Origin of the sequence: Parabacteroides sp. AF17-28 (assembly GCF_003479205.1) — a bacterium.
In the GTDB taxonomy this organism is placed as follows: Bacteria; Bacteroidota; Bacteroidia; order Bacteroidales; family Tannerellaceae; genus Parabacteroides; species Parabacteroides acidifaciens.
In genome coordinates this window covers 194,888-210,780 of the sequence record NZ_QUGV01000001.1, presented here as the reverse complement: position 1 = coordinate 210,780, position 15,893 = coordinate 194,888, and the positions used below count along the sequence as shown (strand labels likewise).

Sequence of the window (15,893 nt, the reverse complement as noted above, 5' to 3'; positions counted from 1 at the left end):
CAATATAATGAATACTACATATATTAAATCGGCCAAGAGCTTGTTGGCTTTGGCTTTATTGACTTTTATCGGGGCGTCTGCCTCGGCCCAGCAATTGAGAACGGCTTATTTCATGCAGAACTCTCCGGCGCGTACGGCGCTGAACCCGGCTTTTCGTCCGGAAAGGGGATATGTGTCGATCCCTGTGCTGGGGGCTGTCAATGCATCTTATACAACGAATGGCATTGCTGTCGATAATATCTTATTCCCGAAAGACGGGAAGACGGTTACGTTTATGGATAACTCCGTCAATACCGAGTCTTTTTTGAATAACCTGAATGATAATAACCAGATAAACGCAGACTTCGGAACGCAGATTCTTTCCGGTGGATGGTATGCCGGAAAAGGATTCTGGACGGTCGACGTCTCTTTGAAAGGCCTGGCAAATGTGCGTGTGCCGAAGACCATGTTCGAGTTTATGAAGCGTGGTAACAGTGCGGAAGGGACAACCTACGATATAAATGATATCTCTGCTTATGCCGAGTCTTATCTGGAAACGGGTGTCGGCTATTCACGTCCGATCACGGAGAAACTGACGGTCGGCGGGAAAGTGAAAGTGCTGTTGGGTGTCGGCTCGATGGATGCGAACATCACACATATGCGTGCCGTCATGAACGATACGAAGTGGTCGGTAACGTCTACCGGAACAATGAGTGCTTCCATGAAAGGACTTGTGCCGGAAATGGGAGTGGACGAACAAGGACGTGAATATATCAGCAACTTCGACTTTGACAGTCCGGGGGTGAGCGGCTTCGGTATGGGGGTCGACCTGGGTGCCACTTATCAGTTGACGGAAAATATCACTTTGTCGGCTGCGGTCCTGGATTTAGGTTTTGTAAGTTGGAATAAGAGCGGCAATACTTTCGGCGAGGTGAACGGGACTTTCGACTTCGACGGTTTCGACCTGGCGATTGGCGATCATGTTGCCGAAGGTTCCCAGAGCATGAGCGATCAGTTTAATTCGATGAAAGACGATTTCGAGAACCTGTTCCATTTTACGCAGAAAGCATCGGAAGGACGTACCACCCGCTTGCGTTCTACGATCAATATCGGGGGTGAATACCGTATGTTGGAAAATAAGTTGGGCTTCGGCTTGCTTTCTTCTACGCGTTTGTATTCTCCGAAAGCTTATACGGAGTTGACTGTTTCGGCCAATTACCGTCCGATCAGATGGTTTGAAGCAACATTGAGTTACTCTTTTATCCACAGTAAATTCAAGACATACGGTCTGGCGTTGAACTTTACTCCGTCATGGATCAACTTCTTCATCGGTTCCGACTATATGTTTACCAAAGTAACTCCCCAGTTCCTTCCGGTAAGCGGCAATGCAACGAATCTCTATATGGGAATCAGTGTTCCGTTGCGAGGCAAAATGTAAGTTTTAATCTTGTAAAAAGACCCATCTATCCATTTCCGAGAGTTCTTCTCGGAAATGGAAACCTTCCCAGGTGAATGTTTTCAACTCTTCAGGATTTGTGATCCTGTTTTTGATGATATGGCGTGTCATCTGTCCCCGTGCCATCTTGGCGTAAATTACGATTGTTTCGGCTTTACCGTTTTTCCAGACTTTGAAATCCGGCGTGACGATGCGGACGGATTGTTCCATCTTTTTCCAGTCGAAGGCTGGCTGGATATCCATGCTGGCGAGGTTGACCAGCAGGTTGTCATCGGCTTTGATTTCTTCTATCAGCGGTTCAGTCTGGCGGTTACGCCAGTAGGCATACATATTTCCTTCTCCCAATTCCGGCAGTTTTACATCATATTCCATCCGGTACGGTTTAATCAGATCCAACGGGCGGAGCAATCCGTAGCAGATGGAAACGAACCGCAGGTGATCCTGGGCAAAGAGGAAGTCCGCCTCGGAGAAATCTTTGGGGTTGATATGCTTGAAGACAACTCCCGTATAAGCCAATATCGCCTGTAAAGGCTTTTCTTCTGCGGAATGGAAGTTTTGAAAACGGTTGTAGCTTTCCAGCATCAGCTTGGGACTGAGCTTCAGTAGTTTCCCTAATTCATCGGCAGGATATTGCGCCATGTGGAGTGCGATCTCGATTGCTTCTTGATTGAACCGGGGCATTGTGCCGGCCGGCGCTTTTATTTTGGATGTTCCGGTCATTGTTTTAGCCGGAGATAAGATGATATGCATATGCTTGAATATGTTTGGATTTATTTTAATAAGGCATAGTGAACGTATAGTTACCGGATTCGACCTCTATCAACAGTTTTTTTCCTGCCTCACCTAATGTCTTGATGCCTTCCGCTTCGGAAAGCGGTTTACCGTTCTCCCGGACCTTATCAGCGGAGGTAGCGGGCAGGTAGACTGTCGCTTTCGTGTTGACGGGGATCGATATGGCAAGTTCCAGTAAATGGTCTTTCTTTTTCCAGTCACTTTTGATCGTGCCGTAGAGGGACTCTGTCTCTGTCCGTGCGAATGTCAGTTGCCGGATGGGTGAAGGCTTGATGATAAACTGTTGGTATCCCGGATGGGAGGGATCGGGACGGATGCCGCCTACGCTTTTGATAAACCAGGAGGCGATACCCGTATAGCAGGTATGTATGCGGCTCGGCACATCGACATTCCAGTATTCCGGCCAGGTTGTTTCACCGCGTTTCAGGAAGTAACCGTAGCTGGGCTCGTCTGTGCTGGAGAGATGTCCGGCCATGGCTTCGTTAAAATCCTGTTCTTCGGTCAGGAACTTCAGCAGGACGGGAAGTCCGGAACTGCCCATATTCAGGTAGGGATGGTTATGGGTGAATTCTTCTTCGAAATGGGCGAGTACGGATGCAGACAGGCTGTCCGGCGTGATCTTTCTCCATAACGGGAAAGCGGTCTGGACCTGGTTGCCTTCCATGTACAGACCTGTTTCCGTGTCGTAGAATTGTTTTTGTATCTTTTTCCTGAGCGCATTCAGCCTTTTCCGGTAGAGAGCTGCGTCGTCCGGTTTCTCCAGTAAATCGGCTATCTGTGCAACGGTTTCCAGGTTCATGGCGTAGACACAGTTGTTGAAAAAGAATGATTCAGGTGTGCCCCCGAATTCTTTCCTTTGCTTCGGCGCGGCCCAGTCGCCTAAGAATTTGCCTCCTCCGGCATACGCTTCGAGCAGGCCCCACGCACTGTTTTGGTACAGATATTCGAGCCATTGTTTGGCCGGACCGTATATGGATTCCAAGATGCGTTTGTCTCCGTAAGTCAAATAATATTCCCAGCTGATGTTCAATCCCGCACTGCTCCACATCGGACCGCCGTAATGCTCGTTTATCTGCGGGACGGTATGATGTATCCAGCCGGTCCATTCCTGTACATCCGTCCAGTCGCGCACATGTTTGGCCAAATAGGCGGCGGAGCGGTAGTTGGGCAACCCGATCCCCCAGGCTGTGGCAAAGGCGACTTCGCCATATCCCAGCCTTTCGCGGTGCGGACAGTCCGAGGTGTACCCTTCGGTCGTGCACATGCGGTAGGTCCACAGGTCTGTTTCGTAAATCCGGTTGAACAGGTCGTCGGAACAGGTGAAATATCCGCTCCGTTGCAGATCGGTCGCAATGACGTATCCTTTGATGTCCGACAGCTTGGGCTGCTGTTTCATGCCCTGTATGTTGATGTAACGTCCGGCGATGAAGTTAAAGCGGTTGCGGAAGGATTCGTCCGGCTCTCCTTTGCAGATATAGAGATTGCGTTGACCGAAATCCTGTATGGTTTCCGGATCGTCGGCAACTGTAATTACAACTGTATCTCCGGCTGACATCCCGTTCATCTTGATATCCAGCCATCCCGTGAAGTTTTTTCCCATATCGATCTTGTAGATGCCGGGGACCGTATCGGTTATTTTCCGGGCGGGCAGTGTTTCGATGATACGGCTCGGTTCCATCATCTGGGAAGATAAGGTGACATTCAGGGATGTTTCCTGCGCCGCCTGCCACCGGTTGTCGTCGAAAGAGGGTATATTCCAGTCTGCCTGATGTTTTCGTGCGTCCACACATTCGCCGCCCATGTCGAAATACTGGTATTTGCCGGTGTTGCTGCTTGAACTGACAGCGCATTTCCAACTGTTATCCGTTTGGATGGAAAGGCTGTTTCCGGCTTTTGTCCGGATATCCGTTTGTGCCCGCAGGGCCGGATGTATGTTGTTTGCGAAATAGTTGTAACGCGCCCAGCCAGGTCCCTGCCAAATGGCGATTGTGTTTTTGCCGGCTTTTAGTAGTTTGGCGATGTCGTAAGTGACATATAATACCCGTTTGTCCAACCGGGAGAGGGCCGGTGCCAGAACGCGGTCATCGACTTTCCGGCCGTTGACATAGAGCTCGTGGTAGCCCATTGAGGCAATATGCAGGAAGGCATTCTCCGCCGACTGTTCCAAAGAGAAACTTTTGCGGAACCAGATGTGCTGTTCCGGGGAAGCATCCGGATGTTTTATCCAGCAGCCTTTCCAGTCGGAAGGGGAGAGCAAGCCCATCGAGAAACGGGCTGCCGGACTCCAGGCTGTCGCTTTGTTGTCTTTGTCGAATACCCGGACTTTCCAATAATAAACCTGGTTGGAGATAAGCTTTTTCCCTTTATAAGCGATAAGAACGGACTGGTCGGAAGTAACGGGTCCGCTATCCCAAATGTCCCCCTGGTTTTGTTCGAGCAGGGAAGGACTGCCGGATACCAGAAGTTGATAAGCTGTTTGTCTTTGCCCCTTGGTTTGTGCTGCATCAGACAGCTTCCAGCTGAAACGCGGAGTTTCCGTGTCGATGCCTAACGGGTCGGATTGGTATTCGCATTGCAGGTCATATATACGCATACTGCTTTCCGCGATTCCTTTAAGTGGAAGCAAACAGATGAATAGCATCCAGAGGATCTTCATGACAAATGGATTTAAAAGTTGAAATTCACACAAAAATAAGAATTTAGTTTGTTATTAGATTGAGATAGATTAAATATCTATATATTTGCAGTTAACTAAATCTATAGTATCATGAAAAAGTCAGTCTTCCTTTTCTTTATGGTTTTGTTTCTCGCGTCGGAAGTGGATGGTCAAACCGTTATTCCGGTAAAAGAGAATCTTCAAAATGAGAAAACAATCAACTTAAGTGAGATAGCTTCCGATATCCGTTTTGTTCCGTTGGAAACAACAGACGATTGCCTGTTGGGAGGCGACTGCTATATCCAGTATGCGGATGGCCAGATTTTTGTATCGTCGGACCTGTTGTATCGTTTTGATGGAAAGACCGGCAAATTTCTGAATAAGATCGGAAGTAAGGGACAGGGGCCGGGAGAATATACAAATTCACTTCGGTACACAGTCAATCCGGCAACGAAACGGGTTTATGTGTTGCAGTTTAAAACGATGCTCGAATATGACTATGAAGGGAATTTCCTCCGTACGTTGCCCGCGGACAACCACAATGTGGGGGCTTGTTGCCTGTTGAACGATACCCAGTTGGTTTATGCGAACGATTCTTATAATTATACGACTGAGAATCAGGCAGACCAGCTTTATACAGTCGATTTGCAGAAAGGAAAGATAATCGGGAAAATCGCTTCTCCGGTAGATAAAAAGTTACGGGGGGCGCTTAACTTGTCGTCGTTCGATTTCTTTTACAGGTATAATGGGCAAGTCTGCTTTAAAGGCTCTTTCCAGGATGAAATATACCAGATTCAGTCTCCTAAAAAGAAAGTGCCTGTTTATGTTCTCGACCGTGGTTTTCTGAAAGCCGATTATGGAAAAAAGAATGCGGAGATCGATCCGCGGAACCGGATGAAAGGAATCCAGATTCAAAATGTCTTTGAGACGGATAACTATTTATTGGTCTCTTATACAAACGAAAAGAATAGTTATCAGGGAGTGTTTGACAAAGGGGAACATTCATTTGTGAATGCAGTGGATAAAAACGGAAAAGCCGGTTTTACAAATGACCTGACAGGAGGGCCGTCCCTGATTATCTTCCCGTTCCAGGTCAGTCCGGAAGGAACGATTGTGAATGCTTTGAATGCCGGTTATTTGGTGGAGCACCGGAAGGATTTTGAAATTGACAATCCCCGTTTGCCGTCCCGTAAGGCTGAATGGGACAAAGTTCTCGATAACCTTACGGAAGATAGCAATCCGGTGATTTTCTTAGTGACCGTGAAATCTGGCCGATAAACTATTCTTCGGCATCTTGTGCTTCTAAATATTCTTTTTTGCGTTTGTGCAGGCTCTTTAGTTCGAAGGAGAGCATGACGCGGAAAATACCGATGATCAGCAACGTATAAGCGATCATGTAAACGAGTGATAGGGCGCCCAATCCTGGTTGCCAGATGATGCCGATGCTGCACAGGATTGCCAGGACGCCAAAGGCCATATACCAGCCCCAGTTACGTGTGCCGTAACGCTTCAGGTCCATTGCGTAACCGGTCGAAGCGAATCCCCGGAACATCAGCCAGAAAGCAATGATGAAAGGAAGCACGGCCATACTCAGACCGACGTTTGCCATCAGGTAAATACCTAAGATCAAGTCGATAATACCGCTTGCCAGATACCATCCCCAGCTGGATATATTTTTCTTATTGGTGATGGCAAAGAGTATTTCCAGTGTGCCGCTGACGAACATGGAAACGCTAAACAGGACACTCAATGCAATATAACTGGCCAGTGGCGTGAACATCAGGCAGATTGCGATCAGGATATAGAGCAGGCCCAATAATAGTGAGACCCACCAGTTTTTTACTCCGAAATTAATTGTGTCAATAAATGTCTTCATAACAAATTCGTTTTATATTATTTTGAAATGTACATTTGTAACAAGCCTTTGGAAAGAAAAGTTCCGCCGGGCCCGTAAAGTGAATTATTTTTAATACATTTGCCCTCCGTTATATAATTTGTACATCTATATAATTAAGATATTGATATGAAAGGTATTGTTTTAGCCGGAGGATCTGGTACACGTCTTTATCCGATCACCAAAGGAGTCTCGAAACAGTTGTTGCCTATTTACGATAAGCCGATGATTTATTATCCGGTATCCGTGTTGATGCTGGCCGGCATACGTGAGATATTGGTGATTTCCACTCCGCAGGATCTTCCCGGTTTCCGTCGTTTATTAGGAGACGGTTCCGATTTCGGCGTTCGTTTTGAGTATGCCGAACAACCTTCACCGGACGGATTGGCACAAGCTTTTTTGATCGGAGAGGAGTTTATTGGAAATGACTCCGTTTGCCTGGTCTTGGGCGACAATATCTTTTATGGACAGAGCTTTACGGCTATGTTAAAAGAGGCCGTCCGCAATGCGGAAGGCGAACAAAAAGCAACAGTCTTCGGTTACTACGTCAACGATCCGGAACGCTATGGCGTGGCCGAATTCGACGAGGCGGGCAACGTGTTGAGTATTGAAGAAAAACCGGCTTGCCCGAAATCGAATTATGCGGTGGTCGGACTCTATTTTTACCCGAACAAGGTTGTGGAGGTCGCTAAGCAAATAAAGCCTTCTGCCCGCGGGGAACTGGAGATCACGACAGTCAACCAGGAATTCCTGAAAGACGGAGAATTGAAAGTTCAATTGTTGGGACGGGGATTTGCTTGGCTCGATACCGGTACACATGATTCTCTTTCCGAGGCCTCTACGTTTGTGGAAGTGATCGAAAAGCGGCAAGGTTTGAAAGTCGCTTGCCTGGAAGAAGTTGCATTCCGGAATGGCTGGATCGATGCTGAACGGTTGAAGCGGGTTGCCGCTCCGATGCTGAAGAATCAGTATGGGCAATATCTGTTGAACTTGATAAAAGGGAACAATGAATAAAGATAGCAAAATCTTTGTGGCAGGCCATCGGGGATTGGTCGGCTCTGCCATTTTGAAGAATCTGAAGGCAAAAGGCTATACGAACTTTGTCCTTCGTACGCATGCGGAACTGGATTTGACGGATCAGCAGGCGGCGACTGATTTCTTCGCAGTCGAAAAGCCGGAATATGTATTCCTTTCGGCGGCCCATGTAGGAGGGATCATGGCAAACAGCCGCTACCGTGCGGATTTTATTTACCAGAACCTGATGATTCAGAATAATGTGATTCATGCTTCCTATATTAATGATGTAAAGAAATTGCTCTTTTTAGGCAGCACTTGTATTTATCCGGGAAATGCCCCACAGCCTATGCCGGAAGATTGTTTGCTGACTTCGCCGCTCGAATATACGAATGAGCCGTATGCGATTGCCAAGATTGCCGGAATCAAGATGTGTGAAAGCTATAACCTGCAATACGGGACAAACTATATTGCGGTGATGCCCACGAACCTGTATGGTCCGAATGATAATTTCAATCTGGAAACTTCGCATGTGCTTCCTGCCATGATCCGTAAAATACATCTGGGGAAATGCCTGTCCGAAAATAATTGGACTGTCATCCGAAAGGATTTGGATGCGCGTCCGGTGGAAAATGTATCGGGATGTGCGACTGAACAGGAGATGCTGGACGTTCTTGCCAAATACGGTATTTATCCCGGAAAGGTGGAACTGTGGGGGACGGGTAAGCCGCTCCGTGAATTTCTTTGGAGCGAAGAAATGGCGGATGCTTCCGTCTATGTGATGGAGAAAGTCGACTTTGCCGATGTCCGTCCTGTTTCCGGAGATATCCGGAATACGCATATTAATATAGGTACGGGAAAGGAACTGTCTATTCGTGAAGTCGCTTTCCTGATTCGTGAAAAGGTCGGTTTCTCCGGTGATATCGTGTTTAATGCGGCCAAACCGGACGGGACGATGCGCAAACTGACGGATGTCACGAAGCTGCATGCTTTGGGTTGGCATCATACGATAGAGATCGATGAAGGCGTCGAACGTCTTTATAATTGGTACGTTGAAAATTGAGAATTAAAAATTGAAAATAAAGATAAGATGGGCAAAGTTGCTTTAATAACGGGAATAACAGGGCAGGATGGTGCCTATTTAGCTGAGTATTTGGTAAAGAAAGGCTATACGGTACATGGTATCAAGCGCCGTTCATCCATGTTTAATACGGATCGTATCGATCATCTTTATCAGGATCCGCATGTGGAGAACCGTAATCTGATTTTACATTATGGTGACCTGACCGACAGTTTGAACCTGACCCGTATCATCGGAGAGACGCAACCGGATGAAATTTATAATCTGGCAGCAATGAGTCATGTGAAAGTGAGTTTCGATACTCCCGAATATACGGCTAATGCCGACGGCCTGGGTGTTTTGCGCATTCTTGAAGCTGTGCGTCTGCTGAATTTGATTCCTAAGACGCGCATTTATCAGGCTTCAACTTCCGAACTTTATGGCCTGGTACAGGAAGTTCCGCAGAAAGAAACGACTCCTTTTTATCCGAGGAGCCCGTATGCCGTTGCTAAATTATACGGTTACTGGATAACGGTGAACTATCGTGAGGCTTACAAGATGCATGCGTCAAACGGAATCCTGTTCAACCATGAATCACCTTTGAGAGGCGAAACGTTTGTGACCCGTAAGGTAACCCGGGCTGTTTCCCGCATTGCTTTGGGAATGCAGCAGAAAGTTTATATGGGAAATCTCTCGTCCAAGCGTGACTGGGGACACGCGAAAGACTATGTCCGTGCCATGCATGCCATCCTGCAACAGGACGAGCCTTCGGACTATGTAATAGCAACGGGTATAACGACTACTATCCGCGATTTTCTGAAAATGGCCTTCGCTGAAATCGGTGTCGACATAATTTTCAAAGGAAATGATGTTAATGAGGTCGCTTTATTAAACTATATTGACGAAAAAGTGTTTATTGAGAAAGTAGGTGAATCTTATCTTGATAATTTCAGGAAACGGATTGGAGCCGAAGTTGTAGGTGTAGACCCCCAATATTTTCGTCCGACAGAGGTTGACTTGTTGATCGGAGATGCAACTAAGGCACGAACACGTTTGGGATGGGAGCCGAAGTATGATTTGTCTGCTTTAGTTAAAGATATGATGCAGAGCGATATTAAATTAATGAAGAAAGAATCTTATCTGAAAGAAGGTGGTTATAAAATCTTGAATTATTTCGAGTAGGATGGAACTTTTATATGTTTTATTTGTTATATTTAAGAAAAAGAATTAGTTTTGCACTATATTTGAGCAAGATTTATAGGTAATTGATTGTTTAATTAAAATGTTGATAAATATGAAAACGAAAGTATTACTATTGGCGTTGTTGTGTGGTTTTGTATTTTCTGTTTCTGCACAGGAATTCAAACCGCAGGTTGGATTTAGTAATGAAGCAGGCTATAAAACGAACTTCAAGAAGAACAAAGCCGGCGACAACTGGTTTATTTCTATTGCAGGCGGTGCAAGCGTGTTATTTGGTGACCAGAATAATGAAGCCGATTTCAAGAATCGTTTGAATTTTGCACCTCAGTTCTCTGTTGGTAAATGGTTCAATCCGTATTTGGCATTGCGTCTCCAATTGAATGGTGGTGTATTGCACGGTTTTGAAAATACAGGTGCTACATTTATGCAGCACAATAAATATGCAGCTGCTCATGCTGATTTGTTGTGGGATGTAACAAATTTCTGGGCTCCTTATAACGAAAAGAAAGTATTCCGTTTGATTCCTTGGGTCGGTCTTGGTTATGCACAGCGTTTCAAAAACTCTGATGATAACAGAGGCATTTCCAGAACTGAATCTCCGACGGTTAACTTCGGTATCCTGACTGCATTCCGTTTGAGCAAACGTGTTGATTTGAATGTTGAAGTTCAGGGTTCTTTGCTGAACGAAGAATTCAACCGTGTTTCCATGTATCACCTGACTGACGGTATCGGACAGTTGAGTGCAGGTTTGACTTTCAAACTGGGTAAAACTGATTTCGAAGTAATGGAACCGATGGATTACGCTCTGTTGAACGACCTGAACGGCCAGATCAACAAATTGCGTGCTGAAAACGACGAGTTGAGCAAACGTCCGGTTTCTTGTCCTGAATGTGAAGAAGTTGTAACTAACGTTGTTAACAACTATGTAGACAATGTAGTGTACTTCCGCCTGAATAGCGCTAAGATCGACAAGAACCAGCAGGTTAGCATCTTCAATACTGCACAGTTTATGAAAGACAACAATGTGCCTATCAAGGTTATCGGTTATGCTGATAAGAAAACAGGTACTGGTTCTTATAACTTGCAGCTTTCTGAAAAACGTGCAAGAGCCGTTGCGAAAGAGCTGATCGAAAAATACGGTATCTCTTCTAACCAGATTACAATCGAATGGAAGGGTTCTGATGTTCAGCCGTACAGCGAAAACAACTGGAACCGTGTGGTTATTATGTCTGCAAATGATTAATTAATTTTGAATTATATCCGAAAAGGCTGCACATTATCGTGTGCGGCCTTTTTTTTGCTCGGAAATAATGCTTATTTTTGCATGATTTTAGAGCGTTGTTATGGAGTTAAATAAAAAACATGGTTACCTTATTCAATGGTTGATAGGCGTTGGGGATTTAATCGTTCTGAATGTTCTTTTCTTTATTGTCTACTATGGATTGGGTAATTTATATACATCTGTTATCACCGGAAGCTTGCGCGAGGTGGTGCTCTTGTTGAATTTCTGTTACTTCTTTTCCCTTTATTTTGTCCCTTTGCAGTTACATATGGCTGTCGTTTTCATCGACAAAATTGTGCAAAGGGCATTCCTGTTGGTTACAATCCTGATATTCCTGTTTGCTACTTGCCTGATTTTTCTGAATATCGGCGATGTACTGGCTACTTTTCTGTTGGTTTATTATGCGGTCACCGTCGTTATATTTTCTTTGTGGCGCGTAATTGTACGCGTAACCTTGAAGATGTATCGCCGTAAAGGATACAATTTTAAGAAAATTGTCATTGTCGGAGCCGGAAAGAACGGTATGGAACTTTATAGGGTCATGAAGGACGACCTGTCATATGGCTTCAATATCCTGGGTTTCTTTGATGATAATTTGTCTTTGAAATCAGTGTTGCCTAATTATCTGGGAATGACGAACGAAGTGGAAAGCTTTGTCCTGGAAAATGAAGTGGATGAAATCTATTGTACTTTGCCGGGCACGAATGATGCCAAGATCGTACGCTTGCTGAACTTTGCGGAGAAACATATGATCCGTTTCTATATAGTGCCGGAATTCTATCGAAACCTGAAAAAGAGTCTGGTGATGGAGGTGCTGGAATCGATTCCTTTGCTGACGGTTCGCCGCGAGCCTTTGCAGGCAGCCTATAACCGGGCATTGAAACGGACATTCGATATTGTATTCTCGTTGCTTGTCTTAATTACGATTTATCCGATCTTGTATATCGTGATCGGTATTTTGATTAAGATGAGTTCTCCGGGTCCGGTTTTGTTCAAGCAGAAGAGAACAGGCTTGTACGGGCAGGATTTCAAATGCTATAAATTCCGTACCATGAGGGTAAATCCCCAGGCCGACTCTCTCCAGGCGGTAAAAGATGATCCGCGCAAAACACGGGTGGGCGATTTTCTTCGCCGGACGAATCTGGATGAATTTCCCCAGTTTATCAATGTATTGCGGGGGGAAATGTCGGTTGTAGGCCCACGTCCCCATATGCTGAAACATACCGAGCAATATTCGGCACTGATCGATAAATACATGGTGCGCCATCTGGTAAAGCCGGGCGTGACCGGTTGGGCGCAGGTGACCGGCTACAGAGGTGAAACGAAAAATTTAGAACAAATGGAAGGCCGCGTCAAGCGTGATGTCTGGTATATTGAAAACTGGTCTTTCTTCCTGGATCTTAAGATTATAGTGGTGACAGTCCTCAATATGTTCAAGGGCGAAAAGAATGCCTACTAAGTATTAAATTGCACACTTTTTACATATATGTGTAATAAAAAGCCGAATTTATGCTATCTTTGTGCCCGATGGGAAGGATTGTAGCAATAGATTATGGCCGGAAGCGTACCGGACTGGCAGTTACAGATACGTTGCAGATGATTGCAAACGGACTGACAACCGTACCAAGCGGTGAACTTGCAAAGTTTCTTACCGATTATGTTTCGCATGAACAAGTGGAACGGTTTGTTGTCGGGCTTCCGAAACAGATGAATAACGAACCATCCGAGAATATGAAATATGTGGAGGCGTTTGTTACACATCTGAAACGAGTAATCCCCGATATTCCGGTAGAATATTACGATGAACGGTTTACATCCGTTTTAGCACATAAGGCAATGTTAGACGGCGGATTAAAGAAAAAGAAAAGGCAGGATAAGGGATTGGTGGACGAAATCAGTGCTGTTATCATCCTGCAGTCATATTTGGAAAATAAAAAATATCAGTTATAGTTTATGATTTTACCAGTATATTTATATGGACAGCCTGTGTTGAGAAAAGAGGCTGAAGATGTTCCGATGGACTATCCGGATCTGAAACAATTGGTAGCCAATATGTTTGAAACCATGTACAACGCCGACGGTGTGGGCCTGGCTGCTCCCCAGGTAGGCTTGTCATTGCGTCTTTTGGTGATCGACGCCGATGTGATGGGGGATGATTGTCCGGAATGCAAAGGTTTCAAGCGCGCCATGATTAATCCCGTTTTTATAGAGCGCAGTGAAGAGGAAATCTCACTGGAAGAAGGCTGTCTGAGTTTGCCGGGTGTACACGAGAAAGTCTCCCGTTCGGCAAAAGTGCGTGTGAAATATCTGGACGAAGACCTAAAAGAACACGATGAAGTAGTGGAAGGCTTTGCCGCCCGTGTGGTGCAGCATGAATGTGAGCACCTGGAAGGCCATGTCTTCATCGACAATATTTCCGGAATCCGCCGGCAATTGAATAAAAGCAAATTAAACAGTATTATTAAAGGAACAGCCCGTTGCTCTTATAAAGCAAAGGCGGTTGGCAAATAATAAGAATTCTATTAACTAATAAGTTATGACAGATTTAAGTAAAAACATTCAGGCCCTCAGGGAGAAGAAAGCCGTCGTTGAGATGGGTGGAGGCGAGGCTGCTATCGAAAAGCAGATTGCAATGGGCAAATTGACTGCCCGTGATCGTATCCTATCCTTGTTGGACAAAAATTCTTTCCACGAATATGACCTTTTCGTGAAACACGATGGCCGTGATTTCGGTATGGAAAAGAAGGATTTACCAGGTGATGGTGTTGTTACAGGTACAGGTACGATTTTCGGTGCTCCGGTTTGTATCTATGCACAGGACTTTACGGTTGCCGGTGGTTCGCTGGGTTTGCAGCATGCCCGTAAGATTACAAAGATTATGGATCATGCCCTGAAGATGAAATGTCCGATTATTGGTATTAACGACTCGGGGGGTGCACGTATCCAGGAAGGTGTCGGTGCATTGGCCGGTTATGGTGAAATCTTCTATCGCAATACAATTGCTTCCGGTGTGATTCCGCAGATTTCTCTGATTCTCGGACCGTGTGCCGGTGGTGCTGTTTACTCGCCTGCATTGACAGACTTCGTGTTTGTAGTTGAAAATATCTCCAAAATGTTCATCACCGGTCCGAATGTAATCAAGACCGTGTTGGGCGAAGACATCTCAATGGAAGACCTGGGCGGTGCGCGTGTACATGCCGAAACAACCGGTAACGCTCATTTCTATGCACAGAGCGAGCAGGAATGTTTTGAACAGGTTAAACGTCTGGTCAGCTTCATCCCTTGGAATAACCAACAGCAGGCTAAGGCGATCGAGCCGAAAGAACCGACAGCGATGTTGAACATCGAAGAGGTGGTTCCGGCAGATCCGAAACAGCCGTATGACGTACGCGACGTAATTAAATGTATCGTGGATGATTCCGACTTCCTGGAAGTTCAGGAGCTGTGGGCTGCCAACATTGTGATCGGTTTCGGTCGTATGGCAGGCGAGACAGTCGGTTTCGTAGCCAACCAGCCGATGGTTTTGGCCGGTGTGTTGGATTGTGACAGCGCTGATAAGGCTGCACGTTTTATCCGCTTCTGCGACTCTTTCAATATTCCTATTATTACGCTGGAAGATATGCCGGGTTACCTGCCGGGCGTAGACCAGGAGCATGCCGGCGTGATCCGTCACGGTGCGAAGGTGTTGTATGCTTATTCCGAAGCGACTGTTCCCAAGATCACGGTTATCCTGCGTAAGGCTTACGGTGGCGGTTACATCGCTATGAACTCCCGCCATCTGGGTGCAGACTTCATGTTCGCATGGCCGAGTGCCGAAATCGCTGTTATGGGACCGGAAGGTGCTGCCAACATTATCTTCCGTAAGGAGATCATGGAAGCAGAAGACCAGAACGCAATGCGCCAGGAAAAGGTAAAAGAATATATCGAGAAGTTCGCTAATCCGTATGTGGCAGCATCCAAAGGCTTTGTCGATTCGGTTATCGAGCCGAAAGAAACACGCTCGCTGTTGCTCCATGCACTTAAACTTTCTATATTAAAAGAGGAATACAGACCGGCTAAGAAGCACGGATTGCCTCCGTTCTAATTGACTCTGTTAAAACTTTTGAATATGGAAAAGAAAGAGAAAGATAACGAATATGTAGATTTTGTAGTAACGGCCCGTAAGTATAAGACGACGCTGACTACAAAATATAAAAACCGTAAAATGTGGCACAAGCCCTTTATCGGTGATGTGATTTCTCATCTTCCCGGGACGATCGTCAAACTGGAAGTTCAGCAAGGGCAGGAGGTCGAAGCCGGCCAGTTGCTTTTGATCCACCAGGCGATGAAGATGTACAACCGCGTAGTCGCTCCGATATCCGGTACGATTATTGAATTGGGTGTACAGGAAGGTGATAAGATCCCAAAAGACCATTTGATGGTGAAGATCGAGCCGAAGTAATTAAATTGCTTTATAAATAATAGAAAGCTTTCACACTGTTTTGCAGTCTGTGAAAGCTTTTTTTATGTATAGGTTTTAAAGGCTAAGATTATTTACTTACTTTTGCCTGCGATCAATGT

General features: G+C 45.7%; 14 protein-coding genes. 11 read left to right on the top strand and 3 right to left on the bottom strand.

Annotation, left to right across the window (positions count from 1 at the left end; translation table 11 throughout):
* The first annotated feature begins 7 nt into the window (after window positions 1-7).
* On the top strand, window positions 8-1,417 hold the full coding sequence (locus tag DWW90_RS00965; RefSeq protein ID WP_122331920.1) for a DUF5723 family protein: 1,410 nt from the start codon (window positions 8-10) through the stop codon (window positions 1,415-1,417).
* Window positions 1,418-1,420: 3 nt separating this feature from the next.
* Here the strand turns inward: DWW90_RS00965 and yaaA are convergent, their stop codons facing one another.
* Window positions 1,421-2,185 (bottom strand): peroxide stress protein YaaA, encoded by a 765-nt coding sequence (yaaA, locus tag DWW90_RS00960; RefSeq protein WP_122343650.1) that lies wholly within the window; start codon window positions 2,183-2,185, stop codon window positions 1,421-1,423.
* A 25-nt stretch (window positions 2,186-2,210) separates the two neighbouring features.
* Complete coding sequence (locus tag DWW90_RS00955; RefSeq protein ID WP_122343649.1) at window positions 2,211-4,883, bottom strand: family 78 glycoside hydrolase catalytic domain; 2,673 nt, start codon at window positions 4,881-4,883, stop codon at window positions 2,211-2,213.
* 111 nt (window positions 4,884-4,994) lie between these two features.
* On the opposite strand from DWW90_RS00955, the gene DWW90_RS00950 reads away from it, so the two are divergent.
* Window positions 4,995-6,161: a 6-bladed beta-propeller gene (locus DWW90_RS00950; RefSeq protein WP_122343648.1), complete on the top strand. Its 1,167-nt coding sequence runs from the start codon at window positions 4,995-4,997 to the stop codon at window positions 6,159-6,161.
* A gap of 1 nt (window position 6,162) precedes the next feature.
* Here the strand turns inward: DWW90_RS00950 and DWW90_RS00945 are convergent, their stop codons facing one another.
* Window positions 6,163-6,759 carry an HdeD family acid-resistance protein gene (locus DWW90_RS00945; protein WP_115500534.1) on the bottom strand — a complete coding sequence of 199 codons (597 nt, stop codon included), beginning with the start codon at window positions 6,757-6,759 and terminating at the stop codon, window positions 6,163-6,165.
* Between the two features lie 147 nt (window positions 6,760-6,906).
* Here DWW90_RS00945 and rfbA point away from each other — a divergent pair, with 147 nt between their 5' ends.
* The 9 genes from rfbA (at window position 6,907) to DWW90_RS00900 (ending at window position 15,774) form a co-directional block, all read left to right on the top strand.
* Window positions 6,907-7,791 carry a glucose-1-phosphate thymidylyltransferase RfbA gene (gene rfbA, locus DWW90_RS00940; protein WP_122343647.1) on the top strand — a complete coding sequence of 295 codons (885 nt, stop codon included), beginning with the start codon at window positions 6,907-6,909 and terminating at the stop codon, window positions 7,789-7,791.
* Window positions 7,784-8,854 (top strand): GDP-L-fucose synthase, encoded by a 1,071-nt coding sequence (locus DWW90_RS00935; protein ID WP_122343646.1) that lies wholly within the window; start codon window positions 7,784-7,786, stop codon window positions 8,852-8,854. The genes rfbA and DWW90_RS00935 overlap by 8 nt, the downstream gene beginning before the upstream one ends.
* Before the next feature lie 27 nt (window positions 8,855-8,881).
* The gene (gmd, locus tag DWW90_RS00930) at window positions 8,882-10,033 is read left to right on the top strand and encodes a GDP-mannose 4,6-dehydratase (protein WP_122331925.1); all 1,152 of its coding nucleotides are present in this window, start codon (window positions 8,882-8,884) and stop codon (window positions 10,031-10,033) included.
* 112 nt (window positions 10,034-10,145) lie between these two features.
* Window positions 10,146-11,294 carry an OmpA family protein gene (locus tag DWW90_RS00925; protein ID WP_115500552.1) on the top strand — a complete coding sequence of 383 codons (1,149 nt, stop codon included), beginning with the start codon at window positions 10,146-10,148 and terminating at the stop codon, window positions 11,292-11,294.
* A gap of 100 nt (window positions 11,295-11,394) precedes the next feature.
* The gene (locus DWW90_RS00920; RefSeq protein ID WP_115500530.1) at window positions 11,395-12,792 is read left to right on the top strand and encodes an undecaprenyl-phosphate glucose phosphotransferase; all 1,398 of its coding nucleotides are present in this window, start codon (window positions 11,395-11,397) and stop codon (window positions 12,790-12,792) included.
* 68 nt (window positions 12,793-12,860) lie between these two features.
* The gene (gene ruvX / locus DWW90_RS00915; protein ID WP_167451702.1) at window positions 12,861-13,283 is read left to right on the top strand and encodes a Holliday junction resolvase RuvX; all 423 of its coding nucleotides are present in this window, start codon (window positions 12,861-12,863) and stop codon (window positions 13,281-13,283) included.
* A gap of 3 nt (window positions 13,284-13,286) precedes the next feature.
* Window positions 13,287-13,844: a peptide deformylase gene (def, locus tag DWW90_RS00910; protein WP_115500528.1), complete on the top strand. Its 558-nt coding sequence runs from the start codon at window positions 13,287-13,289 to the stop codon at window positions 13,842-13,844.
* Window positions 13,845-13,869: 25 nt separating this feature from the next.
* On the top strand, window positions 13,870-15,417 hold the full coding sequence (locus tag DWW90_RS00905) for an acyl-CoA carboxylase subunit beta (protein ID WP_115500527.1): 1,548 nt from the start codon (window positions 13,870-13,872) through the stop codon (window positions 15,415-15,417).
* A gap of 24 nt (window positions 15,418-15,441) precedes the next feature.
* Window positions 15,442-15,774 carry an acetyl-CoA carboxylase biotin carboxyl carrier protein subunit gene (locus DWW90_RS00900; protein ID WP_115500551.1) on the top strand — a complete coding sequence of 111 codons (333 nt, stop codon included), beginning with the start codon at window positions 15,442-15,444 and terminating at the stop codon, window positions 15,772-15,774.
* The last annotated feature ends 119 nt before the right edge of the window (window positions 15,775-15,893 follow it).